Here is a 26,704-nt window from a genome sequence, read left to right as displayed (position 1 = left end):
CTCCCTCAGACCCGCTCGATGATCGTCGCCGATCCCATGCCCGAGGCGACGCAGAGCGTCGCGAGCCCGGTCGCCTTGCCCGTCCGCTCCAACTCGTCGAGAAGCGTGCCGAGGATCATCGCCCCGGTGGCGCCAAGCGGGTGGCCCATGGCGATGGCCCCGCCATTGACGTTGAGCTTGTCGTGGTCGACGTCGAAGGCCTGCATGAAACGCAGCACGACCGACGAGAACGCCTCGTTGACCTCGACCAGATCGATGTCGCCGATCTCCATCCCGGCGGCGCGCAGCACCTTCTCGGTCGCGGGAACCGGGCCCGTCAGCATGATGGTCGGATCGGTGCCGATCCGTGCCGTCGCGCGGATCCGCGCGCGGGGTTTCAGGCCCAGCTTCTCGCCGGCCTCTCGCGAGCCGATCAGCACGGCCGCCGCGCCGTCGACGATGCCCGAGGAATTGCCCGCGTGGTGCACGTGCTCGATCCGCTCGAGATGCGGATACTTCAGGATCGCCACGGCGTCGAAGCCGGGCATCGATTCACCCATGTCCATGAATGAAGGCTTGAGCCCGCCCAGCGTCTGCATGTCGGTGCCCGGCCGCATGTATTCGTCCCGGACGAGGATCTCGATCCCGTTGATGTCGCGTACGGGAACGACGGATCTGGCGAAGCGCCCCTCGGCCCAGGCGTCCGCGGCGCGGCGCTGGCTCTCGACCGCATAGGCATCCACGTCGTCGCGCGAGAAGCCGTACTCGGTGGCGATGATGTCGGCCGAAATGCCCTGCGGCACGAAATAGGTCTTCATCGCGATGTAGGGATCGATGCCGATCGCGAAGCCGTCCGAGCCCATCGGCACGCGGCTCATCATCTCGACCCCGCCCGCGACATAGAGCTCGCCCACGCCCGCGCGCACCTGGTTGGCGGCAAGGTTCACGGCCTCGAGCCCGCTGGCGCAGAAGCGATTGATGTGGAGGCCCGGAACCGTCTCGGCCCAGCCGGCATAAAGGACGGCCGAGCGCGCGATCTCGCCGCCCTGCTCGCCCACCGGCGTGACGCAGCCCCAGATCACGTCCTCGACCAGCGCCGTGTCGAGCTCGTTGCGGTCGCGGATCGCGTTCAGCATCTGCGCCGAGAGCGAGAGCGCGGTCACTTCGTGCAGGCTGCCGTCCCTCTTTCCCTTGCCACGCGGCGAGCGCACGGCGTCAAAGATGTAGGCGTCGGTCATCGGTCCTCCTCCGCAGCCTCACCCGGAACCGGGTGCTGCCTGCTCGTGATGGTTCCCGGCCCGGTGCCGGACAGGCCGCCGGGGCGAGTTTCGTATTCTGGCAGCCCGTCGGCGAGGTGGAGCCAGCCAAGGCGGCTCTCGATCCCGTAATGCAGGGCAGGGCGCGCCGCCTCGGGGTCATCGAGGGCGCCGATCATCAACTCGACCGCATCCGAGCCCAGGGGCGCGTAGAACAGCGGTGTGCCGCAGTCCCGGCAATAGCCCCGCTCGGCCACGTTCGAACTCGCGAAGCGGGCGGGCTCGCCCTCGAACACGACGCCGCGGGCCGTGACAAGCGGCGCGAAGGCATTTCCGGTGGCGCGCTGGCACATCCGGCAGTGGCACAGGTTTGCGCGCCCCAGCCCTTCGGTGACACGGAAGCGCACGCGCCCGCACTGGCAGCCGCCGGTCGCATATGTTGGCTCGTCGGGCATCCGGCTCAGCTCCTTGGCAGCGGGTGGCCCGGCATCAGGTCGTAGGGGTGCTTCCAGCCGGGAAGCGCCGCGATGCGCGCGGCCCATGCCGTGACGGCGGGGTACTCGCCTTGCCAGTCGACCGGGTATTCCTCAGGGTAGAACATGTAGCCGGCGCAGGACAGGTCGGCGATCGTGGGCTGGCCTCCGACAATCCAGTCCCGTGACTGCAGGTGCTGGTCGAGCACCTTGAGCGCGACGCGCGCCCGGCCCTCGAGGAAGGCGATCACGTCCGCGTTGCGCTTCTCCTCGGGCAGGAAATTCATGAGAAAGCGCCATGTCGCAAGGCTCGCGGTGAGCTTGTGGTTGTCCCACAGGATCCAGCGCAGCACCTCGCGTGCCTGGGCGGGCGCGGGCCGGAAGGTCCCGAGGACCTCGGCGAGATAGTCGAGGATCGCGCCGGACTGGGTGAGCACCTCGCCGCGATGCTCCAGCACCGGCACCTCGCCCATCGGGTTCATCGCCCTGAAGCCGGGCTCGCGCGTGCCGCCCGCGAAGAAATCGACCAGCACCGGCTCCCAGTCCGCCCCGGAAAGCTCGAGCATGAGGGCGACCTTGTAGGCGTTGCCCGACTGGGCGAAGCAGTGAAGGCGGAACTCGGCCATCTGGATCTCCTCGATGCCTGGCTCGTCCTCGCGATCGGGCTTTGGCGCCCTCCCGCGAACGCGCGCCGGTCCGGAACCGAAATCGGCGCGCGCGCGTGCCGAGCGTGAACGATTCGGCCTGCCCCGCGCCATTCAAAATGCGTCGGCGGGCAGGTCCATGACGGGGTCCGCGCCCGTCTCGATCCGTGCGAGCCTCAGCCCGGTCTCGGGCAGGACACGGCGCATGTAGTACCGGCCGGTGACGATCTTCGCCTCGTAGAAGGCGCGGTCGCCATGCCCTTCCTGGATCGCGCGATGCGCGGCCTTGGCCATCCTCGCCCAGGCCAGACCCATGCAGACATGCCCGAAAAGATGGAGAAAATCGACCGAACCAGCCAGCGCGGCATTCGGGTTCTTCATGCCGGCCTGCATGAAGAACATGGCCGCCTGCTGCAGGTCCTTCGACGCCTGCTTGAGCGGGTTGAGGAAGTCCTTGGCAAGCGCGAGGTCGTCCTCGTTGTCGCGGATGTAGCCCTTCACGTACTCGAAGAAGGTCATGATCGGCTGCCCGCCCCTGAGCGCGAGCTTGCGCCCCACCAGGTCGAGCGCCTGCACCCCGGTGGTGCCCTCGTAGATCATGGCGATGCGGGCATCGCGCACGAACTGCGACATGCCCGTTTCCTCGATATAGCCATGCCCGCCGAAGATCTGCTGCGCGTTCACCGTCAGCCGGAACCCTTCCTCGGTCAGGAAGCCCTTGATGACCGGGGTCAGCAGCGCGACCATGTCGCCCGCCTTCTCGCGCATCTTCGGGTCCGTATGGCGCTTCTCGGCATCGAGCAGCATGGTCACCCAGCACAGGAACCCGATGCCACCCTCGACGAAGGCCTTCTGGTCGAGCAGCAGGCGGCGCACGTCGGCATGCACGATCAGTGGGTCGGCCGGCTTGTCGGGCTCGGCCGCGCCCGTGACCGATCTGCCCTGCAGGCGGTCCTTGGCGTAGGCGGCCGCGGCCCGGTAGGCGGCCGACGCCTGCGACAGCCCCTGCATGCCGACCAGCAGGCGCGCTTCGTTCATCATCGTGAACATCGCGCGCAGGCCCTTGCCCTCCTCGCCGACCATCCAGCCCGACGCGCCGTCATAGTTCATGACGCAGGTCGCGTTGCCGTGGATGCCCATCTTCTCCTCGACCTTGCCGCAGGAGAGGGCGTTGCGCTCGCCAAGGCCGCCATCGGCGCCGACCAGGTATTTCGGCACGATGAAGAGCGAGAGGCCGCGGGTGCCCTCGGCCGCACCCGGCGTGCGCGCGAGCACAAGGTGAATGATGTTCGCCGCCAGGTCATGCTCGCCCGACGAGATGAAGATCTTCTGCCCCGTGACTTTCCAGCTTCCGTCCGCGGCGGGCTCGGCCTTGGTGCGCACGAGGCCCAGATCGGTGCCACATTGCGGCTCGGTCAGGTTCATGGTGCCGGTCCACTCGCCCGAGACGAGCTTCGGCAGGTACATGCGCTTCTGCTCGTCCGTGCCATGCGTATGGATCGCCGAATAGGCGCCATGCGTCAGGCCCGAATACATCATGAAGGCCATGTTGGCCGAGGACTGCGTCAGGCCGACGGTCATGTTCAAGACCGAAGGCACGCCCTGTCCGCCGAACTCCGGGTCGCATTCCATCGACGGCCATCCGCCCTCGACCAGCAGGTTCCAGGCATCCCTGAACCCCGCGGGCGTATGCACCACGCCGTTCTCGAGCCGGCAGCCCTGGTCGTCGCCGGTCGCGTTGAGCGGGGCGAGGACGTCGCGCGCGATCTTGCCTGCTTCCTCGAGGATCTGCCCGGTCATGTCCTCGGTCAGCTCGTCATATCCCTCGATCGCGGTTTCCTCGTGGACCTTCAGCACCTCGTGGAGAATGAAGCGGTAGTCGTCGAGCGGTGGGGTGTATGCGGGCATCGCGAGTCCCTTTGCTTGAGCGGCGGTGCTGGATCGACGCTGCGTCGACGCGGGGCCGGGCGCTGCGCATCTGGAGGCGTCCGGGGTTACTCCGCGGCGCTGCGCGGATTGCTCCTCTCGGCCAGCATTTTGCGGATCATCTGGATCTGCTGCTCAAGCTCGGTGATCGCGGTCGCAAGCTCGTCGCGCTTGGCCGTGAGGTCGGCATGGTGCCGCTCGGCGGCCTCGAGCGTCGCCGAAAGCTGGGTGATCTGGCCGTCGCCCAGGTGATAGAGCTCGAGCAGGTCCCGGATCTCGGCGAGCGAGAAGCCGAAGCGCTTGCCGCGCAGGATCAGCTTGAGGCGCGCCCTGTCGCGCGGGGTGTAGAAACGGTTCTGACCCTCGCGGATCGGGTTCAGCAGTTCCTTCTGCTCGTAGAAGCGCAGCGCGCGGGGGGTGACGTCAAAGGCGCGGCACATCTCGCCAATGGTCATCGTGTCGTCGGTCATCGGGGTTTCCTCGCGCTGCGAAGCTCTCGGGCGAGACCATCGATCAAGTTGACGCGCACGTCAAGTCACGAATCTGACCTTTACGTCAGGCCAGGCCGCGCTTGCTCCGTATCGACACGGCGCTGTCCGATCCGGTAAGGCCCGAGCGCGGGAAGCGGAGCGGAGAGCGCGATGACCGACGACGACGAGCGAGACCGGCTCAGGGCAGCGATGCAGGGAAGCGGCATTTCCGGCCCCGGCGGGGGCGCCGTGATGGAGGGAATTCCGTTCTGTCGGGAAATCGGGATGCGCCTGCACAGCGCGAAAGATTCGGTCGCCCTGCTCTCGGTGCCGTATGACGAGCGGCTGGTCGGGGATCCGCAAACCGGCGTCATGCAGGGCGGCGTGATCACGGCGCTGCTCGACACCGCCTGCGGGTCGGCGGTGATGGCCGCGCCGGCGAGGCTGCGCTCGACCGCGACGCTCGATCTGCGCATCGACTACATGCGCCCCGCGCAGCCCGGCAAGACGGTGATGGCCCGGGCCGAATGCTATCGCATGACCCGGACCATCGGCTTCGCGCGGGCGGTCGCCTATCACGACGCGCCCGAGGACCCGATCGCCTCGGCGGCGGCAACCTTCATCCTCGACCGGGTGGCGGCGGAGGCGGGCGATGACTGAGCTTCCGAGCCAGGCGCGGGCCGAGGCCGAGCGCGACGCCGCGCTGGTCCGTCTCGCCGAGACGGTCGCCTATGTCCGGCTGCTGGGGGTCCGCTTCGACCGGATGGGCGACGAGCTGACCGCGCGGCTGCCCTTCGCGCCGCACCTGGTGGGCAACCCCTTCCTGCCGGCGATCCATGGCGGCGTCACGGGCTCGTTCCTCGAGCTCACCGGGATGATGCAGCTGGCGTGGAGCGTCGTGCTGGCCGATATCGAGCGCGGCGGCGCCGCGGCCGAGGCGGTGGCCCGCGGCGCCTTCGCGCCCATGCCCAAGACCATCGACATCACCATCGACTACCTGCGCTCGGGCCGGCCGCGCGAGAGCTTTGCCCGGGCGCGGATCCAGAAGGCAGGGCGGCGGGTCGCGCATGTGCATGTCGAGGCCTGGCAGGACGAGCGGGCGCGCCCGATCGCGATGATGCGGGGGAACTTCCTGTTGCCCAAGGGGTGAAGGGGGTGGCGCCGCTTTCACGCGTGAAAACGGTATTATCTTATTGAAAAATCACATTTTCCTTAAGTGGTGGGGTGCGCTCGCACGCTGCGTCTTGCAAATCGAGGCGTCATGCGCGGGGCCCGCGTGCCGGCCTCCGGTCAAAGCCGGGCCTGCCCGCATCGCGGCGTGCCGCGCGAGGGTGGCGCGGGTCGGGGCCCGGGGGTAGGCTCGCCGTCCCGGGCGGCCCCGATTCGAGCCCGCCCGCCTGCCGCGCGGCCCAACATCTGACCGGACTTCCCACCGCATGACCGACATGACCGCACCGCCCCCGATCGCGCCGCGCGAGATCACCTATCGCCGCGTCGCCGCCATCGCCCTGCCGGTGGTGCTGTCGAACGCCACGGTTCCCCTGCAGGGGGCGATCGACACCGCGATCATCGGCAATCTGGGCGATGCGGTGTTCCTTGCAGCGGTTACGCTGGGGGCGGTGATCATCTCGCTGCTGTTCACCTCGTTCAACTTCCTGCAGATGGGCGTCTCGGGCCTGACCGCGCAGGCCTTCGGCGCCGACGACCGGCGGCGGGTGATGAACACGCTGATGCGCGCGCTGGTGATCGCCGCCGCCATCGCGACCGTGCTGATCGTGCTGCGCGGGCCGATCTCGCGCGTGGCGCTGATGCTTTTCGAGGGCTCGGCCGAGGCCGAGGCCCTGGCCGGCGAGTATGTCCGCATCCGCGCCTGGGGCGCGCCGGCCGAACTGGCGGGCTACGCCCTGATCGGCTGGTTCACCGGCCAGGAGATGACGCGCCGGCTGTTCGAGATGCAGATCGTCACCTCGGTCTCGAACATCGTCCTCAACCTCGTGCTCGTGCTGGGGCTGGGCATGGACGTGGACGGGGTCGCGCTGGGCACGGTGATCGCGGTCTGGCTGGGGTTGGGCTATGGCCTGTGGCGCGCCCGGGAGCGCGCCCGCGTCGTGGCGCCCGAGGGCTGGAGGCTCGACTGGGGGCGGGTCCTCGAGCCGGGCGAGCTGCGCCAGGTCATGGCGCTCAACCGCGACATCTTCGTTCGGACGGTCTGCCTGACCGGGTCCTTCGCCTGGATGGCGCGGCTCGGTTCGCTGCAGGGCGACGTGGTGCTCGCGGCCAACGGCGTCCTGATGCAGTTCCTCTATGTCTCGGCCTATGCGCTGGACGGTTTCGCCATGGCGGCCGAAACCCTGGTCGGCCAGGCGCTGGGCGCGCGCTCGGCGCAGCGGCTGCGCCGCTCGGTGGTCGTGAGTTCGCTGGCGTCGCTGGCGCTGGCGGCGGGCTTCGCGCTGGCCGCGACCCTGCTGTCCGGGCCGATCATCGACCTCTTCACCAATGTCGAGGCGGTGCGCGCGGCCGCGCGCGATTTCGCCCTGTGGGCGACGCTTCTGCCGGTTGCCGGTGTGCTGGCTTACCAGGCCGACGGCATCTTCATCGGCGCTGCCGAGGGGCCGTCGATGCGCAACTCGATGCTGATCTCGGCAGGGGTCTATTTCCCCACCAGCTGGCTGCTGACCGAGGCCTTCGGCAATCATGGCCTGTGGGCCGGGATGTGGCTGTTCATGCTGGTGCGCGCGGGCACGCTGGCGCTGCGCTACGGGCGCATCGAGGCGCGCTGCACCGGGTAAGCGGCGCGTCGTGCAGCGGGCGCGGCGGACCGCCGCGCGGGGTCAGCCGTTCTCGTCGTGCACCACGATGGTGAAGCCCTCGTCAGGCGTGGGCGCCACGAAGTGCATCGAGAACCGGCGGAACTGCTCGTCGGTCACCGCAAAGGGGTGATCGCCGCGTGCATTGCGCGCGCGCAGCCGCGCCAGGCAGACCTCGTCCGGCACGTCGAGCAGGTGAAGCCGGTGCGAGGCGGTGGTGTTGCCGAGGATGCCGCGCATCCAGTCGCGGGTTTCGACCGTGTTCGCGGGAAAATCGAGCACGACCGAGATCCCCGCGTTCAGCAGCAAGGAGACGTGGGGTCCCATGGCGCGCCGCAGTTTGGCGCTGCAGCGCAGATAGTCGGGCGCGGACGTCATCTCGTCCGAGAAGAGCGCGCCGAGCCAGGCGTCCTCGGAAACCAGCACCGTCCCGTCCCGGCTGCCGAGCCGGGCGGCCAGCGTGGATTTCCCGGCGGCGATCTTTCCGCACAGCAGGTGCAGCGTCGGAGGGGACAGAGGCATCGGATATCAACCTTGTTCGGCGCGTCGAGCACGCATGACGTTCAGAAAGCGACCACCCGGCCCGGCATGTCAGGCCGGGACGCCAATTCGCCCGTGACGCCGGGCGTCGGTCGTTCGAACCAAGGTTTTCATGCTGGGTGGGTGGCACGGAAGCGGGTGGCCTGTCCACCCCGGCGCGGCGGCGCGCGGCCGAGACCTCGGGGCGGCCGGTTTGGCTGGGCGGGCTTGCCGATACCCCAAGAGGCTGACCGCCCAGGGGGCCAGGCCGCACCGCATGCTGGGCGAGCGCGATGGCCGCGACCAGGTATCTCTCGTCATCCGAAATTCACGGGCTTGGGCGCAGTGCGAAGCTACTGTGCGCCCGGCACCGAGAAGTAGAGCAGGGTCATCCCGTTCGCTTCCTTGGCGTGGAAATCCACGGGACCCTCTGCTGCCCGCTCTACGGTGAAGCAAGCTGCGTCTTGCCCGTAAGCCGAGCCCCACCATGTCAGCTTGTAGCATATCTCGGAGCCGTTGCGGCTCCAGCTTCCCTCGTCATCGCAGGACGCTGCGGCCGGATCATGCATGCTTACGCAGAGGCTTCCGTCGTCATTCCAGAGAAAATAGTTGGTCAGGCCACCGGTCTGAATATGCCAAGGCGCTTGAGCCATGAGCTTCTGGGTGCTCTCCGGGGCGAGAGGGTCGGCATGTGCAGCCGAACCGGCGATTGCGAGTGCGAATACCAATAGGTGGGATCGGCCAGGGGCGAGCATGACACGCCTCCTTATCCTGCCCTCGCCGTCATTCGAGAGTACAGGCCAGCGGCAAGGTTTCATAGGCCAGCCATCTGCGACCCTTGCGCAGTGAGCGGCGCTGGCGCCCAGGATCTGAAGTGCCGCTTCGCGCGCAGGTCGTGTCCTGATGGCGACTGGTCTCGCTGTCGCGGCCCCGCACTTCTTCCTCGCTTGATGTCGGACCTGAGCGAGGGCGTTCAGGGACGGCAGTGGCGTCCGCAAGCCAGCCGGAGAAAGGGGGCAGGGTTGAAATGCCGAGTTGAGCCTGAGCCGGCCGGGGCGTATCCGGGCCGCTAGTGATCCGCGCCCACCGCGTCGGCGACCGAGGCGAAGCCGTCGCGCGCGAGCAGGGCGTCCAAGCCGCGGGCGATCCGGCCGGGCAGGCTGATCCCCTCGTAGACCATCGCGGTGTAGAGCTGGACCGCCGAGGCGCCGGCGCGAATCCGGGCATAGGCATCCTCGGCCGTGGCGATGCCGCCCACGCCGATCAGCGGCAGGACGCCCCCCGTCATCCGGTAGAGGCTTTGCATCACCGCCTGGGCGCGGTCCCTGAGCGGCGCGCCCGAGAGGCCGCCGGCCTCGGCCGCCTGCGAGCTCAGGAGCCCTTCGCGCGCAAGGGTGGTGTTGGTCGCGATCAGGCCCGAGAGGCCATGCGCCTGCGCCAGCTCGGCGATGTCGGCCAGTTCGGCCTCGCTGAGGTCGGGCGCGATCTTGAGGAAGAGGGGCCTCGCGCGCCCCAGCCCGGCCCATTCACCCGTCACCCGCTCGAGCAGCCGGTCGAGCGCCGCTCGCCCCTGCAGGTCGCGCAGCTTCTCGGTGTTGGGCGAGGAGATGTTGACGGTGAAGAAATCGGCATGGGCGTAGAGGTGGCGCAGCACCGTCGCGTAGTCCTCGGCCTTGTCGGCGGTGTCCTTGTTGGCGCCGAGATTGACGCCCACCACCCCCGCGCCGCGCGCCGCTGCAAGCCGCGGGGCGATGACGGTCATGCCGTCATTGTTGAAGCCGAAGCGGTTGATCGCCGCGCGGTCCTGAGCCAGGCGGAAGAGGCGCGGGCGGGGGTTGCCCGGCTGCGCCCGCGGCGTGACCGCGCCGACCTCGAGAAACCCCGGCCCCGCGGCGAGGATCGGCCGCACCGCGCGGGCGTTCTTGTCGAAGCCCGCGGCAATGCCCACCGGGTTCGGCAGCTCGAGCCCGGCCAGCCGCGTCGCCAGCCGCGGGCTGCGCACCGGGCCGCCGGCGGGACCGAGCCCGGCCCGCAGCGCGGCGATCGCGAGGCCATGCGCGCGCTCGGGATCGAGCCGGCGCAGCGCGGCCATCGCGGCGGTCTCGAGCGCCTTCATGGGATCTCCTCGGGGAACTGGTGGCGTCCATCGGCGTCGACCGCCAGCGCCTCGGCCGCGACGATGTCGGCCAGACGGAGCGGCGCGTAGAGATGCGGGAAGAGCGCCCCGCCGCGCGACGGCTCCCACCGCAAGGCCGGGCCGAGCGCGTCGGCATCGAGACTAAGGAGCCAGAGGTCCTGCTGGCCCGCGAAATGCCTGGCCGCGGTCTCGCGCAGCTGGGCGGCGGTCGAGAAATGGACGAAGCCGTCGGCGACATCGACCGGCGCGCCATCGGTCTGGCCGAGGCGCCGGAGCTCGTCCCACTGCGGGGCGGTGAGGATCTTGTAGATCAGCATGACGCGCTCCTTCGCGCGCGGGCGGGCCGGCGTCAAGTCAGGGCCAAATCCACGGGCCAGGCCACGGGCCAAATCACGGGCCAGCCTCAGCCCTGCGGGGTCATGACCTTACGCGCCCGAGCCCGCTCGAGGCCCAGCTGCCGCTCGCGCCAGATGATGAAGAGGCCGGCGGCGATGACGATGCTTGCGCCGCCCAGGGTCGCCGCGGTCGGCGCCTCGCTGAAAACGAACCAGCCGATCACCAGGGCAAGCAGCATCGAGGTGTAGTCGAAGGGCGCGATCACCGCGACGTCGGCGTGGCGGTAGCTCGAGGTCAGCAGGATCTGGGCGAGCCCGCCCAGCAGCCCCGCGCCGATCAGCATCAGGGTCTCGGCCGGGCTCGGCACCACCCAGCCGAAGGGAAGGGTCAGCAGCGACAGCACCGTGCAGGTGAGCGAGAAGTAGAAGACGATGGCGGATGTCTGCTCGGTATGCACGAGCTTGCGCACGAAGCAGGCCGCGAGCGCCATGAACACGCAGGCCGAGAGCATGATGACCGCGCCCAGGGTCTCGGCATCGCTCACGCCGTCGGTGGTCAACACCGTCAGCCGCGGCCCCAGCACGATCAGCACGCCGACAAGGCCGACGCAGACCGCGCCCAGCCGGTAGAGCCGGATCTGCTCGCCCAGGAACATCGCCGCCAGGATGGTCACGATCAGCGGCGTCGCATAGCCGATCGCCGTCACCTCGGGCAGCGGCAGCAGGCCGAGCGCCGTGAAGCTGAGGCCCATCGCGGTCCCGCCCACGAGGCCGCGCCACAGGTGGCCCATCGGGTTTCGCGTGCTGAGCCCGGTGGCCAGATCGCCGCGCCACCACAGCCACGCGAGGATCACCGGGATCGCGAAGAACGAGCGGAAGAACACCGTCTGCCCCGAGGGCACGTGCTCGGCGGTGATCTTGATCAGCGTCGACATCGCCATGAAGATGGCGACGGAGCCGACCTTGAGGGCGATGCCGCGCAGGGGGTTCATGCCCGGCGCGGCCCGTCGATGTCATTCCGGCAATGCGGACAACCCATAGAAAAGCACCTCGTTCGGACCGGGCTTGCCGAAATGCCGCTCGAAGATTTCGAAGATCGCGCCCGAGCGGTAGATGTGGCTGAGCGCGCGGTCGAGCACGAGGCGCAGGTCCTCGTCGCCGCGGGGGATGGCCAGCGCATAGGGCTCGAAGGTGAAGGTGTTGCGCGACAGCGCGAAGCGGTCGCCGTCATCGGCCGCGGCAAGCACGCCCGACAGGATCGCCTTGTCGGCGAAATAGGCATCGACATTGCCTTCGGCCACCGCCGCGAGGCCCTCGGAGTGATCGTCGAAGCTGGTGATCGAGACGCCCTCGATCTTTGCGAGCGAGCCCTCGCGCAGCCAGGCCTCGGCGGTGGTGTTCGACCGCACGCCCAGCCGCTTGCCCGACAGCGCCTCGCGCACCGCGGCGCCCGAGAGCGTGGCCGGGCCGCCGGTGATCAGCACCTCGCGCAGCAGCTCGGGCGCGTCCTTCGAGACCACGGCGCCGACGCCCGTCGCGAAGATCGGGATGGTGAAGGACATGGTCTCGCGCCGCTTCAGCGTGGCGGTCGTGGCGCCGCACAGCACGTCGATCTCGCCCGAGGCCAGCGCCTCGAAGCGCGTGGCGGTGTCGACGGTCTTGAAGGTGCCCGTCATCTCCGAGAGGTGCGAGGTCGCCATGATCGCCCCGGCCATCAGCCCGCACAGGTCGGTGGTGAAGCCGCCCGGTCGCCCGTCGACGCTCGACGAAAACGGCGGCGCGTCGGTCCGGTAGCCGAGCCGGATGAGCTTGCGCTCGACGATGCGGTCAAGCACTTCGCCGGCCTGCGCGGGCATGATCGGGGCGGACAGGAGGGCTGCCGCGGCGAGCGCCGCGAGGAGACGGGACAAGGGCATGAGCTGGGCTCCGGTTCTGAGGCGCGAGGCCAAATTTTTCTCAGGGTTGTGATGGCACAACTCTGACGAAACCCCGCGCGCTCTTCAATCGGCTTGTCTCGTCGCGCCGTGCTGCCTCACGCGTCCATGTGCCCCTCGGCCTTCGCCCACGAGTAGGTGGCGTCGAGGGCGGCTTCCATCGGGGCGAAGATCTCCTCGACGCCGTCCTCGGTGATGATCATCGGCGGGCAGAAGGCGAGGCTGTCGCCGATCGCGCGCAGGATGACGCCATGCTTGAGCAGCTCGGACATCAGCCTCGCGCCGACCTTGCCCGGCGCCTTGAAGGTGGCGGCGGACTTGCGGTCGGGCGAGAGCTCGAGCGCGCCCATCAGGCCGACGCCGCGCGCCTCGCCGACCAGCGGGTGGTCGGCATACTGGCGCAGCCGGGCCTGGAACACCGGAGCGATCTGCCGCACATGTCTGAGGATGTCGCGCTTCTGGTAGATCTCGATCGCCTTGACGCCGACGGCGCAGCCCAGCGGGTGGCCGCCATAGGTGAAACCGTGGCCGAGCGCCGGGTGTCGGGCCGATTCGGCCTCGATCACATCGGCCATCTGCTGGTTGATCGCCACGGCCGAGAGCGGCACGTAGCTGCCGGTGAGCTGCTTGGCCATCGACGCCGAGGTCGGCTGCATGTTCAGCGTCTCGGCGCCGAACCAGTTGCCGGTCCGGCCGAAGCCGCAGATCACCTCGTCGTCGATCCACAGCACGTCGTGCTTCCTCAGCACCGGCGCGATCGCCTCGAAATAGCCCTTGGGCGGCACGATCACCCCGCCCGCGCCCATCACCGGCTCGGAGATGAAGGCCGCGACGGTGTCGGGGCCCTCGGCCTCGATCAGGGTGTCGAGATCGGCGGCGAGCCGGGCCGAGAACTGCTCCTCGGTCTCGCCGTCGCGGGCCTCGCGCCAGTAATGCGGCGTCGTGGTGTGCTTGACGAAGTCGAAGGGCAGGTCGAACGAGCCGTGGTTGAGCGGCAGGCCGGTCATCGATGCCGCGACCAGCGTCACGCCGTGATAGGCCTTGCGCCGCGAGATGATCTTCTTCTTCTGCGGCTTGCCCAGCGCGTTCATCATGTACCAGATCAGCTTGACCTGGGTGTCGTTCGCCTCGGAGCCCGACGAGCAGTAGAACACCCGCGCCATGGGCTGGGGGTAGAGTTCCTTGATCTTCTCGGCCAGCTCGATCGCGGGCTCGTGCGTGCGGCCGCCGAACAGGTGGTAGTAGGGCAGCTTGCCCAGCTGCTCGCGCGCGGCCTCGATCAGTTCCTCGTCGCCAAAGCCCAGGCTCGCGCACCACAGGCCCGCCATGCCCTCGATGTAGCGCTTGCCGCTGTCGTCCCAGACATGGCAGCCGTGGCCGCGCTCGATCAGATGCGCGCCGACCTGCCGGTGCGTGGCTGCGTTGGTGTAGGGGTGCAGCAGCGCCTCGATATCGCGCATCTGGGCGTTGGTGAGCATGTCGTTGGCCATGGGTGGTCACTCCGAGGATGAAACGGGATCGGCCCCGCGTCGCGACGCCGCGGGTTCCGGACGGCGCGACGTTAGCCAATCGCCGTGGCCGCCGCCAGTCACGGCCGGTGATGGCAGCCATGATCATACGGAATGGCTGCGCCCGGACCGGAGCGCGCGCTGCCGCGGAGGCCCACGAATCCGCTATTCCACCGGATCGGCCCGCATTATCGTGCGCGAACTTGCAAGATTTTCAGGAGAGATTTCGAGATGGGATGGCACAACAGGATCGTGAGAGCGGTGCTGGCGATGTCGGTTACGCTCGGCGCGGGGGGCGCCGCATCGGCCGCTGGCGAGGGGGTCGACATTGCCGGGCTCAGGCTTGGCATGTCGATCGACGAGATCGGTGCGGCACTGGCCGAGCATGATCCAGAACTGGTGATTCACCCGCCGTCCCAGATGGCTCTCAAGTACCGCGTGGTCAATCATACGCGGAGCACGGAAGCCTTCCCGCGCATGGTCTTCGCGGCCCGGCCCGACATGAGCGAGTCGTTCTACGTCTATTTCACCGCCCCGCCGGACGGCGGCAAGGCGGTGCTGATCTATTGCCTGCACAAGAACTTCAATCCGCCGATCCAGCGCGAGACCTATCGACAGGCCCTGATCGGCAAGTATGGCGAGCCCGACGCGACCAGGAGCGACGCGACCGGCGGGATGGCCGCGCGCGCCGTCGACTTCCAGTGGCTGATCGGCGAGGGCAAGGTCCAGTGCTTGCCGCTCTCGCATGGGGGCCACGCGGTCGAGGGACCCTTCGCGAGCGTCGGCCAGGGCACCGTCGAGTCCAGCCTCCTGCCCCGCATCATGGATGTGGCGGCGGGCACCATGAAGGTCGGAGGCGCGGCCAGCCCGGCCGACTGCGCCGCCGTCCTGTCCTACGGCCTGCAGCAGGATCCGGTCTTCGCGGCCACCGGCGTGCTGGTTGACGTGGCCGCCGCGGCGAAGGATGAAATGGACATGTCGGCCTGGATCGAGGAACTCGTCCGGCAGGGAGAGGAAGAGGTGCGCGGCTCGACCGCCGCGCCCAAGCTCTGAGTGACGGAGGCGATGCGGCAATCCAATCGGCAAGCAGCGGGGCGCGCGGGCCCGACGTGACCTGGCACCTGCATTTCCTGAACGCGCGCGGGCAGCTTGACCGCTGGCGTCCGGCGGTCGAGGAGGGCGTCGAGAAGGTCCGCCGCCGCTGCGCCCGCGTGGTCGAGGCGCTGCCCGCGGCCGATTTCGTCGTGCGCGCCGAGCCGGGTGGCGCCATCCCCGAGATCGGGCATGTCGGGCAGTCGCCTGCCCCCGGCGTGATCTTCCTGACCCTCGACCCGACCAACCCCGCCCTCGTCACCCACATGGGTGCGGCCTTCGAGCGGATGGTGGCGCACGAGGTGCACCACGCGCTGCGCTGGGAGGGGCCGGGCTATGGCGACAGCCTGGGCGAGGCGCTGGTCAGCGAGGGGCTGGCCGGGCAGTTCGTGCGCCTGCTGTTCCAGAGCCCGCCCGAGCCCTGGGAACGCTCGACCCCGAACGCGGCCCTGCGCGAGGCGGCCGGCCGGGCGCGGACGCAGTGGGACGCCACGGATTACGGGCATGCGCGCTGGTTCTATGGCCGCGGCGAGCTGGGCCGCTGGACCGGCTATGCGCTGGGCTACCGGCTGGTCGGTCTGTGGCTGTCCGAGCGGCCGGGGCGCAGCGCCGCCGATGCGGCCCACGAGCCGGCGGCAAGCTTCAGGCCCCTGCTCGACCGGCTTGCGGCGCTGGGCTGCTGACGGCGGGACCCCGCCGGCCGGCGGCGGCGTCACTCGTCGTCGCAGACATGCGGCTCGTCGCGGGTGACCCCGAGCGCCTGGTCGAAGACCTCGAGGCAGGCGCGCAGCTTGGCGACTTCCGGGTGGCCGACATACTCGGCCAGCAGCGGCGCATAGAGGGCCTCGGCGGCGCTGCGTTGGCCCGCGGCGCAGGCCTCGTCGATCGCGACGGTGATCTCGCTGTTGCGCTCGAGCATCTCCTCCGAGAAGGCGTCGATCGCCTCCTCGTCCACCGTGGCGAGGCAGGCTTCGAGCGCCGCGATCTGCTCGGCGGTCGGCTCGGGCTCGGGCGCCTGTGCGGTGCCGTCCTGCCCGGGGGCGGCGAGAGGGAAAGCAAGCACGAAGAGAAAAGCCGCGGAAAGTCGCACCATCACCGTTCCTGTTGCCGATCCGAAAAGCCGGACGCCCACTCTACCATTATTGCAGAGGGAACTCTGCGATGTCGCACGCCCGGCCAGAGGTCAATGGGCTGCACGGTCAGCGGCGCGGGACGGGCGCGACTTGTGACATCCCGGCGGCACCCTTGTGGCGTGAACGTCGCACCATGGGCGCAATCCGTCGCCTCGCCGGCTTGCATCGGGCCCATGCGGCGTGGAACGGTGCGGCCGGGCCGCCAATGGAAAAGGGATCCGGTCAATGCTGCGAGAGCTTCCCGTGACGGGCACGATCGGCGCCGAGATCGAGGGGGTCGACCTGAAGCAGCCGATCTCGGGCGATCTTGCCCAGAGCCTGCGCGCGGCCCTGGCGCGCCACCAGGTGATCTTCTTCCGCGGCCAGAGCCTCGACATCGCCGCGCAGAAGCGCCTGACCGCGGCGTTCGGGCCGCCGATGACGCTGCCCTACGTCAAGCCGGTCGAGGGCGAGCCCGAGGTGATCCGCGTGCTCAAGGAGGCCGACGAGGGCGGCGGCGTCTTCGGCGGCGACTGGCATGCCGATTTCAGCTTCCTCGAACGCCCGCCCGCCGGCTCGATCCTGTCGGGCGAGGTGATCCCGCCCTTTGGCGGCGATACCGTCTGGGCCGGCCAGGCGGCGGCCTGGGAGGCGCTGCCCGAGGCGCTGAAGACCCTGCTGCGGGGGCGCGACGCGATCCATGTCGGCAAGCCCTACGGCGTGCGCTGGGCACCACCGGCCGAGACCCGCACGGGCCGCTCGATCGAGATGTCGCGCGGCGATCCGAGCGCGGACCAGGAACGCCGCCACCCCGCGGTGATCGTCAACCCGGTCACCGGGCGCGAGGCGCTGTTTCTCAACCCGCTCTATGTCAGCCACCTCGACGGGCTGAGCGAGGAGGAGAGCCGGCCGCTGCTGGCGCAGGTCCAGGCCCATACGATCCGCCCGGAGTTCTGCGTGCGATTCCGCTGGAGCCCCGGGGCGGTGGCGGTGTGGGACAACCTCTTCACCCAGCATTACGCGGTGAACGACTACCACGGCCACCGGCGGCTGATGTGGCGCACGACCTTCGCCGGGCCGGATCCCCGGGACCTGGCGTCATAACCCAGCCGCTCAGGCCGCCGGGGCAGGGCGCCGACTGCCTCCTCAGCTTCCCGCGCCCAGGAACCTGAACGGCTCGGAGACCGTGAATTCCCCAGTCGCGTCGCCTGAATGGACGTTGGTCTGGTCGGGGCCGAGATCGAGCTTCTTCACCGCGCCGGTCTCGGCCGAGAAGTCGATCCTGTTCAGATCCACCCAGAAGGTGTTGGGCGTCAGCACCGATTCGAAGAAGTAGAGCCTGCGCTTGTGATCGACGACCGTCCGCCAGCGGGTCGAGGAGATGTTCGGCTGGTCCGGCGTCGTCAGGCCGAAGGGAACCGAGACGTTGCGGATCACGCTGAACACGCCGGCCAGCGCCCGGTCCGCGTTCTCGTCCTTCGGGATCGCGTTGACGTAGAACGAGGCGCGCACGAAGCGGTCCGCCGCGCGGTTCGTGCCCGGCAGCATGACCGTGCCGCCGATCTGCTGCCAGTAGGCGTCGAGCGCCAGCTGCTGGTCGAAGGCGGGGGAGTTCGTCATCACCTGGTAGTCGCGGCCATGGTGGATCACCTGCCGGCCGCCGATGTATTCGACGATGGCGCTGTCGCCGGAGGCGTCCGACATCGACAGGTGCAGCGTCGCCAGCCGCCGCTCGCCCGGCACGTTGTCGGTCACGATGGTGAAGGGCTCGTGCGACAGCGCCTCGACCGCTTCGGCCACCGTCGCGTAGTTGTCGAGGACGTACTGCGCCCAGGCCGCGATCGTCAGCCTCGGCTTGTCCGACTGATCCGCGGCGGGGTATTCCGATTCCACCAGCCAAAGCAGGTTCGCGTTGAGGCCCGCCTCGTTCACGCCGTCGGTGGTCGAGACGTCGTAGCCCGTGGCAACCACGCTGCCGTATTTCGAAACCCAGGTAATGGAATTGGGCCCGGCCTCGCCGGTCCGCTCGATGCCGCGCGGCAGGATCCAGAGGTTGGTCTGGACGTCGTTCTTCCAGTCCATCGAACGCGCGGTGATCACGGTGTCGTCGGGCCCCAGATAGACCAGCCGCGTGCAGGCGTCGGCTGCCGGGGCGAATTCCAGGATCGAGGCGAGGGTGAAGGAAATCAGCGAATGGGCAAAATGAGTTCGTCCGGCTGTCATGGCCGCTCCAATGATTGACTGTCGGTTCAGAGGGCGTCCCGGATCAGGCGCCCGCGAGCTCATAATGATGGATCGAGCGCTCGCGCACCAGTGCCGCTTCCTCGGGCAGGATATGGGCGCTGCGCCAGTCCTCGCCGACGAAGGCCTTCATGGCGTCGAGGTCCTTCCAGACCATTACCATGCAGAAGTCGTTGGGTGTCTCGGGCCGCGGCAGGCCGGGCGTGACCGAGACGATGCCGGGCTGGCCCTGGACCAGCGGGATGGCGGTCTCGCGGAAGAACTTCTCGAACTCGGCGCGCTTGCCGTCCTGGACCGTGACGCGGAACACCCTGACGATCATGGCTCGGCCCTCCGGTTGGGGAGGGCCAGTCTAGCACGGGGGGGCGGATGCGCCGAATTCTCGCCCTCGGCCCGCTGAGGTCAACGCGGCGTCCCGGCGCGGCCCGGTCGGATCACGCCTTGCCGGACACTCTGTCCCAGAACTCCGCCCGGTCGTTGGTGCGCGGGAAGGGCGCGTCAGGCTCGGGCACGCCGAGAAACGCGCAGAGTGGACCCCAGCCTTCCTTCACCTGGTAGACCAGGAGCTGATCGGCCGGAATTGCCGCCTTGACCGCCTCGGTATGCGCCTCGAACCGTTGCCGCAGCGCGGCCGCGTCGAGGCCGAGGGGGAAGCCGGTCCGGGCGACGACGCTCACGCACATCTCGTGCCAGGGCCTGGCATGTTCCGGGACGAGGTCGGGCAAGGCCAGCAGCTTGTAGATCGTTTCCTCGAAGCTTGCCTGCCAGCTTTCCGGGTTGCGCACCGTGAGGACGAATTTCGCCGTGGGATAGGCTGCATGGAGCTCGCGGAAGAAGCCGGCGGTGGGCCAGTCGACCGCGCTGCCATAGCTCGCATAGATCGCCGGCCAATCCGGCTTGCCACCCGTCGCCGCCGCCCAGAGCGGGACCTGCGTCTGCGGGTTGAGCAGCACCTCTTCCATGTGGTGGCAGGGGCCGAGCCCCAGCTGGTTGATCGCGAGCTTGAGCGAATAGGTGCCGGTTCGCCCCACGCCAGTGCCGATGACCTGCATTCCCCGTGTCCCTTGCTTTGGCGCGAGCGGATAGGGTCGCTTCGGGCCCGTGGTGTCGGGCGCGAAGAGTAGCAGGCGGCGGGATGGGCGCCGCAAGAAAAAGGGCCGCCCCTTGCGGAGCGGCCCCCTGTCTGCCTTACGGCAAGACGGCGTGATTACATCATGCCGCCCATGCCGCCCATGCCGCCCATGTCGGGCATGCCGGCGCCCTGGCCCTTCGGCTCGGGCTTGTCGGCGACCATCGCCTCGGTGGTGATCAGCAGGCCCGCCACCGACGCGGCGTCCTCGAGGGCGCAGCGCACGACCTTGGCCGGGTCGATGATGCCCTTGGCCACCAGGTCGCCGTACTCCTCGGTCTGCGCGTCGAAGCCGAACTTGGGGTCGGCCGACTCGCGGACCTTGCCGGCGACGACCGAGCCGTCGACGCCCGCGTTGTCGGCGATCTGGCGCAGCGGCGACTCGATCGCGCGGCGCACGATCTTGATGCCGGCATCCTGGTCGGCGTTCTCGCCGGTCAGGCTGTCGAGCACGCGGCCGGCATGGACGAGGGCGACGCCGCCGCCCGGCACGATACCTTCCTGGACCGCGGCGCGGGTCGCGTTGAGCGCGTCATCGACGCGGTCCTTGCGCTCCTTCACCTCGACCTCGGTCGCACCGCCGACGCGGATCACCGCGACGCCGCCCGCGAGCTTGGCCAGACGCTCCTGGAGCTTCTCGCGGTCGTAGTCCGAGCTGGTCTCCTCGATCTGCTGACGGATCTGGGCCACGCGGGCGTCGATCTCGCCCTTGTCGCCAGCGCCGTCGACGATCGTGGTGTCGTCCTTCGTGATGCGGATCTTGCGAGCCGTGCCGAGCATGTCGATGGTGACATTCTCGAGCTTCATGCCGAGGTCTTCCGAGATCACCTGGCCGCCGGCCAGGATCGCGATGTCCTGCAGCATGGCCTTGCGGCGGTCACCGAAGCCGGGCGCCTTGACGGCGGCGATCTTCAGGCCACCACGCAGCTTGTTGACGACGAGCGTGGCAAGCGCCTCGCCCTCGACGTCCTCGGCGATGATCAGGAGCGGCTTGCCGGTCTGGATCACCGACTCGAGCAGCGGAACCATCGGCTGCAGCGACGAGAGCTTCTTCTCGTGCAGCAGGATGTAGGCGTCCTCGAGCTCGGCCACCATCTTGTCAGCGTTGGTGATGAAGTAGGGCGAGAGGTAGCCGCGGTCGAACTGCATGCCCTCGACCACCTCGGTCTCGGTCTCGAGGCCCTTGTTCTCCTCGACGGTGATCACGCCCTCGTTGCCGACCTTCTGCATGGCGTCGGCGATCTGCTGACCGATCTCCCGCTCGCCATTGGCCGAGATCGCGCCGACCTGGGCAACCTCGTTCGAGTCGTTGACCGGGCGGGCCATCTTCTTGATCTCGGCGACGACCGCCAGAACCGCCTTGTCGACGCCACGCTTGACGTCCATCGGGTTCATGCCGGCGGCGACCGACTTCATGCCCTCGCGCACGATGGCCTGGGCCAGGACCGTGGCGGTCGTGGTGCCGTCGCCCGCCTCGTCATTGGTGCGCGAAGCCACTTCGCGGACCATCTGGGCGCCCATGTTCTCGAACTTGTCCGAGAGCTCGATCTCCTTGGCGACCGAAACGCCGTCCTTGGTGATGCGGGGCGCGCCGAACGACTTGTCGAGCACGACGTTGCGGCCCTTGGGGCCGAGCGTGACCTTCACCGCATTGGCGAGGATGTCGACACCCTTGAGCATGCGCTCGCGGGCATCGGTGTGGAATTTCACGTCCTTCGCAGCCATGTGGGAAATCTCCGTTGACTGATGTTCTTTGAGGCGGATGCGGGCTGGCTCAGGCGGCCTTGGCGGCCTTGTTGCCCGTCAGGATGCCGAGGATGTCGCTCTCTTTCATGATGAGCAGTTCCTCGCCCTCGAGCTTGATCTCGGTGCCCGACCACTTGCCGAAGAGCACGCGGTCGCCGGGCTTCACCGACATCGGGATGAGCTCGCCCGAGTCCTTGCGAGCACCCTCGCCGACCGAGATGATCTCGCCCTCCTGGGGCTTTTCCTTGGCGCTGTCGGGGATGATCAGGCCGCCCTTGGTCTTGTCTTCCGACTCGATGCGGCGGACGAGAACGCGATCATGCAGCGGTTTGAAGCTCATGGAAGCGCTCCTTACATAGCTGGTTGCGGTTCAAATTCTCTCGGGGGCGGTGCCCTCCCCTCGCGGGTGTTAGCACTCGCCTCCCCTGAGTGCTAACATCCGGGCAGCCGCGATTTAGGAAATGCCCCGAAGCGTGTCAAGGCATGTGGTCGGGGACAGGCAAGAAATCTGCGCCGCGGCGCGGTCCGGAAGACCCGGACCGCACGCCGGAGCGAAGCAGGAGAAACGGGACATGCGGCGCATCATCGGGACATTCATCGCGCTGGCCGGCCTTTCGGGGCCAGCGCTGGCTGACTGCGGCGGCGACGACCTGATGGCGCGCCTCGCCGTCGAGGAGCCCGCGACCCATGCGGCGATCCTGGCGGACGCCGCGGCGATCCCGAACGGCGAGGGCCGGCTTTGGCGGGTCGAGCGCGAGGGCGCCGCGCCGTCCTTCCTGTTCGCGACCTATCACGACACGACCGCGATCGAGACGATGACGCCCGCTGCCAGGGAGGCCTTCGAGGCGGCGCGCATGCTGGTCGTCGAGCTGAGCGCCGAGGAGATGGAGCGGCTGAACGCCCGGGTCTCGACCGACCCGACCTTCGTCTTCGCGCCCGAGGGGCAGGGGGTCGCGGCCCGGCTCGATGCGGGGCTGCGCGCGCGGGCCGAGGCGGTGCTGGCCGAGCGCGGCATGACCGTCGAGATGGCCGAGCGCCTCCGGCCCTGGATGTTCTTCTCGGTCATGGGCATCCCGGCCTGCGAGCTCGAGGCGATGGCCCGCGGCGCGCAGGTGATGGACCAGGTGCTGCTGGAGCGCGCCGCCGCCTCGGGCAAGGCGATCGTCGGGCTCGAGACCTACGAGGAGGCGCTGGGCGCCTTCGGCCAGGTAGATCCCGAGATCGCCGCCGAGGTCGCGGGCGACATGATCCGCCTGGCCGAGCGCGAGGAGGACCTGCGCGCCACCATGCTGGGCCTCTACAGCGAGGGAAAGATCGGCGCGATCGACGCCTTCAGCCAGTGGCTGACGACCCAGGCCTCGGGGCGCCTGTCGGCCGAGGCCGAGCGGCTTGGCGACGCCTTCGAGGCCGAACTGGTCGATGCCCGCAACCTGCGCTGGATGGCCGGCCTGGTGCCCGCGCTCGAGGAAGGCGGCGCCTTCGTCGCCGTCGGCGGCCTGCACCTGCCGGGCGAGGTCGGGGTCGTCGCGCTGCTGCGCGAGCGCGGCTTCACCGTGACGCCGGTCGGGGAGTAAGCGCGCCGCGCCGCGCCGAAGGGCGGTTGACCCGGCCCGCCGTCCCGGTCTAACCGGCAGCGGGGCCCGGACAGCCGGTCCCCGATGCCGCGCCGAGCCTGCCCCGAGCCCGCCCCGGGCCCGCCCCGCACCTGCCCCGCACTTACCTCGACGAGACCATGAACATCAGCGAGCCGATGACCCAGACCCGCCTCATTCCGTCGCTCGACGCGATCGCCGAGAACTATGATGCCGTGCTCTGCGATCTGTGGGGGTGCTACCATGACGGGCTGAAGCCCTATGCCGACGCGGTCGAGGCGCTGCGGCGCTACCGCGCGCGCGGTGGGATCGTCATCCTGCTGACCAACGCGCCGCGCCCGCCCGCTTCGGTCAAGCGCTTCCTCGACGCGATGGGGGCGCCCGAGGACAGCTACGACGCGATCATGTCGTCGGGGGGCGCCTGCCAGCGGGCGGTGGCCTCGGGCGATTACGGACAGCGCTTCCACTATGTCGGCCCCGAGCGCGACCGCCACATGCTGGCCGATATCGGCTTCGAGGACACCCCGGCCGAGGAGGCCGACGCGATCCTGTGCACCGGCTTCGAGGACGACACGCGCCAGGTGCCGGCCGATTACGACCCCCAGATCGCCAACTGGCGGGCGCACGGAGTGCGGCTGCTGTGCGCCAATCCCGACATCGTTGTCGACCGCGGGCACGAACGGCTGTGGTGCGCGGGCGCCATCGCGCAGCGCTATGCCGATGCGGGCGGCGAGGTCGTCTGGTTCGGCAAGCCGCACCGCCCGACCTACGAGCAGAGCTTCTCGCTGCTGGCCGAGGTCGCGGGCCGCGAGGTCGCGCCCGGCAAGGTCCTGGGCATCGGCGACGGGGTGTTCACCGACGTGAAGGGCGCGCTCGATTTCGGCATCGACGCGCTCTTCGTTTCGGGCGGGCTTGCCGCGGCCGAGGTCGGCGACGACCCCGAGCATCCCGACCCAAAGCGCCTTGCCGACTGGCTGGCCTCGACCGGGCAGAGCCCGCAATTCGCGATCGGCCGCCTGCGGTAGGGAGCCGGTGGCGGGCAAAATCGTCGGCAACGATGTTCCCGCTAACCTAAGATTCTGGGAATAATCTTTCGCAAGATAATTGCGCGCCCATTCCGCATGCGCTATGATGCACTGCACAATGGCGGAGGGCGATTCCATGCTGGACAACATCCCGAGGGGCACGATCTGCATCGAGGATCTCGAGATCGGCATGGTGCGCCGCCTGACCAAGCGCATCGAGGATTACGACATCCGGCTGTTCGCCGACATCTCGACCGACTGCAACCCGGTGCATCTCGATGACGACTATGCCCGCGACACCATCTTCGGCGGGCGCATCGCGCATGGCATGCTCACGGCATCGCTCATCTCGGCCGTGATCGGCGAGCAGCTTCCCGGCCATGGCACCGTGTATCTGGGTCAGACCCTCAAGTTCCTGGCGCCGGTGTTCCCGGGCGACGAGGTGACCGCCGAGGTCAGCGTCCGCGAGATCGACCATGGCCGCCGGCGTGTCACACTTGATTGCGTGTGCCTGGTGGGCGAAAAGGCGGTTCTCAAGGGCGAGGCGCTGGTGCTGGCGCCCTCGAAGAAGTTCGACTGACGGGGGCGGCGGGGCCTCCGCCACTCCCGGGGGCAGGATGCGGATCAGCCACGGCTTCGAGAACCTCGGGGCAGGCCTGCGCGGCGGTGCCGCGGCCATCGGCAATTTCGACGGGGTGCATCTGGGGCACCGCGCGCTGTTCGCGGCGGCGCGCGAGGCGGCCCGGCATGCCGGCCCGGACACGCCCGCCTCGGTCGTCACCTTCGAGCCGCATCCGCGCCGCCATTTCCAGCCCGAGGCACCGCCCTTCCGCCTGACGACGCCCGAGGAGCGGGCACATCTCCTGGCGGCGGCCGGCGTCGACCGGCTGCACGTGCTGCGCTTCGACGCGGCGCTGAGCGCGATGTCGCCCGAGGCCTTCGCGCGCGACGTGATCGCGGAGGGGCTTGGCCTGAGCCATGTCGTGGTGGGCGAGGATTTCCGCTTCGGTCACCGCCGCGCCGGCGACGCGACGATGCTGCGCCGGATGGGCCAGCAGATGGGCTTCGGCGTCACCATCCTGCACCTGGTGGGCGACGAGGCGGGGGACTTCTCGTCGACCGCCGCGCGGGTCGCGATCGAGCAGGGCAACATGGCCGACGCCGCCGCGATCCTGGGCCGGTGGCATGCCGTTACGGGCAACGTGCGGCAGGGCGACCGGCGCGGTCGCGAGCTTGGCTATCCGACCGCCAACCTCGATTTCGGCGAGCAGATCCTGCCGCGCTTCGGCATTTACGCCGCCCGGGTCGAGATCCGCGAGGGGCCGCATGCCGGCATCCGCGACGGCGTGGCCTCGATCGGGATCCGCCCGACCTTCGGGGTCAACGCTCCGAATTTCGAGGTGCACCTGTTCGATTTCGACGGCGATCTCTACGGCACGCCGATCGCCGCGAGCCTGGTGGCCTTCCTGCGCGCCGAGGCACGCTTCGACAGCGTCGAGGCGCTGATCGAGCAGATGGACCGCGACAGCCTCGAGGCGCGGGCGGCGCTGGCACGGGCGCGCATTCCCAGCCGCAGCCGCGGCGAGCGCAAGCGCTCGGGCTAGGGGGCGGCGGCGTGCGGACCCTGGCCTTCAACCTGTTCTTCTACGCCTATACCTTCTGGGTGGCGCTGAGGCTGTGGCTCCGCGCCAGCCTGGGACAGCCGAAGGAGCGGCTGTGGCCGCTGATCCGGAACTGGGGCGAGACCGTGCTGCGCGCGCTCGACGTGATCCTCAAGGCGCGCGTCGAGATCCGGGGGCGCGAGAACCTGCCCGCCGAGGGCCCGGTCTTCGTCGTCTCGAAGCACCAGTCCGAGCTCGACATCGTCATGCTCGCGGCGCTGTTTCCGAATGCCGGCGCGGTGGCGATGCAGGAGCTCGAGCGCTACCCCTTCTTCGGCAAGATCCTTCACACGCTCGACCTCGTGCTGGTCGCGGTCGACCAGGGGCCGCAGGGGCGCACCGAGCAGACGGTCGAGGGCGCGCGCCGCATCATCGCCCAGGGGCGGCCGATGGTCATCTATCCCGAGGGCGAACTGATGGCGCTTGGCGCCAAGGAGCGTTATCGCCGCGGCGCCGCGCATATCTACCGCGCGCTCGGCTGCCCGGCCGTGCCGGTGGCGGTGTCGCTGGGCGTGATCTGGCCCAAGCGCGACTGGCGCAAGCGGACCGGCGTGACCGGCGTGATCGAGTTCCTCGAGCCGATCGGGCCCGGTCTCGATCCCGAGACCTTCATGGCCGAGGTCGAGCGGCGGATCGAGGCGCAGACCATGGCGCTGATCCGCGAGACCGCGCCGCCCGATGCGCTGGCGCATGCCGAGGACCGCCACGCCCGCGGCGCGAACAATCACGGCTGAGGCGCATCCTCGGCGTCGGCGTGCCGCCGCTTGAGCTTCTCGCCCACCTCGACGATCGCGGTGATCGCCGGCATCAGCTCGTGCCCGAATGCGGTCAGCGCGTATTCCACCGACGGCGGCGAGGTCGGCACGACGGTGCGCGTCACGATCCCGCGCGCCTCGAGCTCCTTGAGCCGGGTCGTCAGCATCTTCGCCGAGATCCGCGGGATGTCGAGCCGCAGCTCGCTGAACCGCCGCGGCCCGGCGGCGAGATACCACAGGATGTTCGGCGTCCATGCGCCGCCGATGATCGACAGGCATTCGCTCAGAGGGCAGCCCTCGGGCGGCGGCGCGGCGCGGTTCTTGCGGATCTTCAGGGCCATGCTCGCCTCCGGTTACCGGCCG

30 protein-coding genes are annotated in these 26,704 nt (G+C 69.2%); 11 read left to right on the top strand and 19 right to left on the bottom strand.

Annotation, left to right across the window (positions count from 1 at the left end):
* Positions 1–5 precede the first annotated feature (5 nt).
* The 5 genes from H0I76_RS12275 to H0I76_RS12255 form a co-directional block, all read right to left on the bottom strand.
* Positions 6–1,217 carry an acetyl-CoA C-acetyltransferase gene (locus H0I76_RS12275; protein ID WP_200610200.1) on the bottom strand — a complete coding sequence of 404 codons (1,212 nt, stop codon included), beginning with the start codon at positions 1,215–1,217 and terminating at the stop codon, positions 6–8.
* Entirely contained in the window at positions 1,214–1,690 is a 477-nt protein-coding gene (locus H0I76_RS12270; protein WP_200610198.1) for a GFA family protein, read from the bottom strand. Before H0I76_RS12270 ends, H0I76_RS12275 begins: the two co-directional genes overlap by 4 nt.
* Before the next feature lie 5 nt (positions 1,691–1,695).
* Entirely contained in the window at positions 1,696–2,334 is a 639-nt protein-coding gene (locus H0I76_RS12265; protein ID WP_200610196.1) for a glutathione S-transferase family protein, read from the bottom strand.
* A 132-nt stretch (positions 2,335–2,466) separates the two neighbouring features.
* Entirely contained in the window at positions 2,467–4,260 is a 1,794-nt protein-coding gene (locus tag H0I76_RS12260) for an acyl-CoA dehydrogenase C-terminal domain-containing protein (protein ID WP_200610194.1), read from the bottom strand.
* Between the two features lie 86 nt (positions 4,261–4,346).
* Positions 4,347–4,748, bottom strand: coding sequence for a MerR family transcriptional regulator (locus H0I76_RS12255; RefSeq protein ID WP_200610191.1), 402 nt, complete (start codon positions 4,746–4,748; stop codon positions 4,347–4,349).
* Positions 4,749–4,919: 171 nt separating this feature from the next.
* On the opposite strand from H0I76_RS12255, the gene H0I76_RS12250 reads away from it, so the two are divergent.
* The 3 genes from H0I76_RS12250 (at position 4,920) to H0I76_RS12240 (ending at position 7,537) form a co-directional block, all read left to right on the top strand.
* Complete coding sequence (locus tag H0I76_RS12250) at positions 4,920–5,408, top strand: PaaI family thioesterase (protein ID WP_234455287.1); 489 nt, start codon at positions 4,920–4,922, stop codon at positions 5,406–5,408.
* A complete protein-coding gene (locus tag H0I76_RS12245; RefSeq protein ID WP_200610190.1) occupies positions 5,401–5,898 on the top strand; it encodes a PaaI family thioesterase in 498 nt (165 codons plus the stop codon). The genes H0I76_RS12250 and H0I76_RS12245 overlap by 8 nt, the downstream gene beginning before the upstream one ends.
* A gap of 286 nt (positions 5,899–6,184) precedes the next feature.
* Positions 6,185–7,537: an MATE family efflux transporter gene (locus tag H0I76_RS12240; RefSeq protein WP_200610189.1), complete on the top strand. Its 1,353-nt coding sequence runs from the start codon at positions 6,185–6,187 to the stop codon at positions 7,535–7,537.
* A 42-nt stretch (positions 7,538–7,579) separates the two neighbouring features.
* Here the strand turns inward: H0I76_RS12240 and H0I76_RS12235 are convergent, their stop codons facing one another.
* The 7 genes from H0I76_RS12235 to H0I76_RS12205 form a co-directional block, all read right to left on the bottom strand.
* Positions 7,580–8,077: an AAA family ATPase gene (locus H0I76_RS12235; protein WP_200610187.1), complete on the bottom strand. Its 498-nt coding sequence runs from the start codon at positions 8,075–8,077 to the stop codon at positions 7,580–7,582.
* A 350-nt stretch (positions 8,078–8,427) separates the two neighbouring features.
* Positions 8,428–8,829, bottom strand: coding sequence for a hypothetical protein (locus tag H0I76_RS12230; RefSeq protein WP_200610185.1), 402 nt, complete (start codon positions 8,827–8,829; stop codon positions 8,428–8,430).
* Between the two features lie 314 nt (positions 8,830–9,143).
* The gene (locus H0I76_RS12225) at positions 9,144–10,190 is read right to left on the bottom strand and encodes a quinone-dependent dihydroorotate dehydrogenase (RefSeq protein ID WP_200610183.1); all 1,047 of its coding nucleotides are present in this window, start codon (positions 10,188–10,190) and stop codon (positions 9,144–9,146) included.
* Positions 10,187–10,528, bottom strand: a complete 342-nt coding sequence (locus H0I76_RS12220) for a DUF952 domain-containing protein (RefSeq protein ID WP_200610181.1) — start codon at positions 10,526–10,528, stop codon at positions 10,187–10,189. Before H0I76_RS12220 ends, H0I76_RS12225 begins: the two co-directional genes overlap by 4 nt.
* Before the next feature lie 86 nt (positions 10,529–10,614).
* Positions 10,615–11,538: a DMT family transporter gene (locus H0I76_RS12215; RefSeq protein WP_200610179.1), complete on the bottom strand. Its 924-nt coding sequence runs from the start codon at positions 11,536–11,538 to the stop codon at positions 10,615–10,617.
* Between the two features lie 21 nt (positions 11,539–11,559).
* A complete protein-coding gene (locus H0I76_RS12210) occupies positions 11,560–12,462 on the bottom strand; it encodes an amino acid ABC transporter substrate-binding protein (RefSeq protein ID WP_200610177.1) in 903 nt (300 codons plus the stop codon).
* Positions 12,463–12,578: 116 nt separating this feature from the next.
* Entirely contained in the window at positions 12,579–13,970 is a 1,392-nt protein-coding gene (locus H0I76_RS12205) for an aminotransferase (RefSeq protein WP_200610176.1), read from the bottom strand.
* Between the two features lie 249 nt (positions 13,971–14,219).
* On the opposite strand from H0I76_RS12205, the gene H0I76_RS12200 reads away from it, so the two are divergent.
* Complete coding sequence (locus H0I76_RS12200; protein WP_200610172.1) at positions 14,220–15,041, top strand: hypothetical protein; 822 nt, start codon at positions 14,220–14,222, stop codon at positions 15,039–15,041.
* 56 nt (positions 15,042–15,097) lie between these two features.
* Positions 15,098–15,763, top strand: a complete 666-nt coding sequence (locus H0I76_RS12195) for a DUF2268 domain-containing putative Zn-dependent protease (RefSeq protein WP_200610170.1) — start codon at positions 15,098–15,100, stop codon at positions 15,761–15,763.
* A gap of 29 nt (positions 15,764–15,792) precedes the next feature.
* Here H0I76_RS12195 and H0I76_RS12190 read toward each other — a convergent pair whose 3' ends face one another.
* Positions 15,793–16,173: a hypothetical protein gene (locus H0I76_RS12190; RefSeq protein WP_200610168.1), complete on the bottom strand. Its 381-nt coding sequence runs from the start codon at positions 16,171–16,173 to the stop codon at positions 15,793–15,795.
* A gap of 265 nt (positions 16,174–16,438) precedes the next feature.
* Here H0I76_RS12190 and H0I76_RS12185 point away from each other — a divergent pair, with 265 nt between their 5' ends.
* Complete coding sequence (locus H0I76_RS12185; protein WP_200610166.1) at positions 16,439–17,296, top strand: TauD/TfdA dioxygenase family protein; 858 nt, start codon at positions 16,439–16,441, stop codon at positions 17,294–17,296.
* 42 nt (positions 17,297–17,338) lie between these two features.
* Here H0I76_RS12185 and H0I76_RS12180 read toward each other — a convergent pair whose 3' ends face one another.
* The 5 genes from H0I76_RS12180 to groES all read right to left on the bottom strand — a co-directional run bounded on the left by H0I76_RS12180 (position 17,339) and on the right by groES (position 21,648).
* Positions 17,339–18,415, bottom strand: a complete 1,077-nt coding sequence (locus H0I76_RS12180; RefSeq protein WP_200610160.1) for a linear amide C-N hydrolase — start codon at positions 18,413–18,415, stop codon at positions 17,339–17,341.
* A gap of 43 nt (positions 18,416–18,458) precedes the next feature.
* A complete protein-coding gene (locus tag H0I76_RS12175) occupies positions 18,459–18,755 on the bottom strand; it encodes an antibiotic biosynthesis monooxygenase family protein (protein ID WP_200610159.1) in 297 nt (98 codons plus the stop codon).
* A gap of 112 nt (positions 18,756–18,867) precedes the next feature.
* Positions 18,868–19,485, bottom strand: coding sequence for a sulfotransferase family protein (locus H0I76_RS12170; RefSeq protein ID WP_200610158.1), 618 nt, complete (start codon positions 19,483–19,485; stop codon positions 18,868–18,870).
* 155 nt (positions 19,486–19,640) lie between these two features.
* Positions 19,641–21,287, bottom strand: a complete 1,647-nt coding sequence (groL, locus tag H0I76_RS12165; RefSeq protein ID WP_200610157.1) for a chaperonin GroEL — start codon at positions 21,285–21,287, stop codon at positions 19,641–19,643.
* A 49-nt stretch (positions 21,288–21,336) separates the two neighbouring features.
* Positions 21,337–21,648: a co-chaperone GroES gene (gene groES, locus H0I76_RS12160; RefSeq protein WP_200610156.1), complete on the bottom strand. Its 312-nt coding sequence runs from the start codon at positions 21,646–21,648 to the stop codon at positions 21,337–21,339.
* A 232-nt stretch (positions 21,649–21,880) separates the two neighbouring features.
* On the opposite strand from groES, the gene H0I76_RS12155 reads away from it, so the two are divergent.
* The 5 genes from H0I76_RS12155 to H0I76_RS12135 all read left to right on the top strand — a co-directional run bounded on the left by H0I76_RS12155 (position 21,881) and on the right by H0I76_RS12135 (position 26,320).
* A complete protein-coding gene (locus H0I76_RS12155) occupies positions 21,881–22,882 on the top strand; it encodes a TraB/GumN family protein (RefSeq protein ID WP_200610155.1) in 1,002 nt (333 codons plus the stop codon).
* Positions 22,883–23,040: 158 nt separating this feature from the next.
* On the top strand, positions 23,041–23,925 hold the full coding sequence (locus H0I76_RS12150) for a TIGR01459 family HAD-type hydrolase (RefSeq protein ID WP_234455286.1): 885 nt from the start codon (positions 23,041–23,043) through the stop codon (positions 23,923–23,925).
* A 136-nt stretch (positions 23,926–24,061) separates the two neighbouring features.
* Positions 24,062–24,505 (top strand): MaoC family dehydratase, encoded by a 444-nt coding sequence (locus H0I76_RS12145; protein WP_200610154.1) that lies wholly within the window; start codon positions 24,062–24,064, stop codon positions 24,503–24,505.
* Positions 24,506–24,542: 37 nt separating this feature from the next.
* Positions 24,543–25,529 carry a bifunctional riboflavin kinase/FAD synthetase gene (locus H0I76_RS12140; RefSeq protein WP_200610153.1) on the top strand — a complete coding sequence of 329 codons (987 nt, stop codon included), beginning with the start codon at positions 24,543–24,545 and terminating at the stop codon, positions 25,527–25,529.
* Positions 25,530–25,540: 11 nt separating this feature from the next.
* Positions 25,541–26,320: a lysophospholipid acyltransferase family protein gene (locus H0I76_RS12135; protein ID WP_200610151.1), complete on the top strand. Its 780-nt coding sequence runs from the start codon at positions 25,541–25,543 to the stop codon at positions 26,318–26,320.
* On the opposite strand, the gene H0I76_RS12130 is transcribed toward H0I76_RS12135, so the two are convergent.
* A complete protein-coding gene (locus tag H0I76_RS12130) occupies positions 26,311–26,682 on the bottom strand; it encodes a winged helix-turn-helix transcriptional regulator (protein WP_200610150.1) in 372 nt (123 codons plus the stop codon). The genes H0I76_RS12135 and H0I76_RS12130 overlap by 10 nt on opposite strands.
* Positions 26,683–26,704: the final 22 nt, after the last annotated feature.

It is taken from the genome of Thermohalobaculum xanthum (assembly GCF_016623495.1).
Taxonomy (GTDB): Bacteria; Pseudomonadota; Alphaproteobacteria; order Rhodobacterales; family Rhodobacteraceae; genus Thermohalobaculum; species Thermohalobaculum xanthum.
The sequence above is the reverse complement of the archived record's forward strand: the minus strand, read 5'-3'. Positions and strand labels throughout refer to the sequence as shown.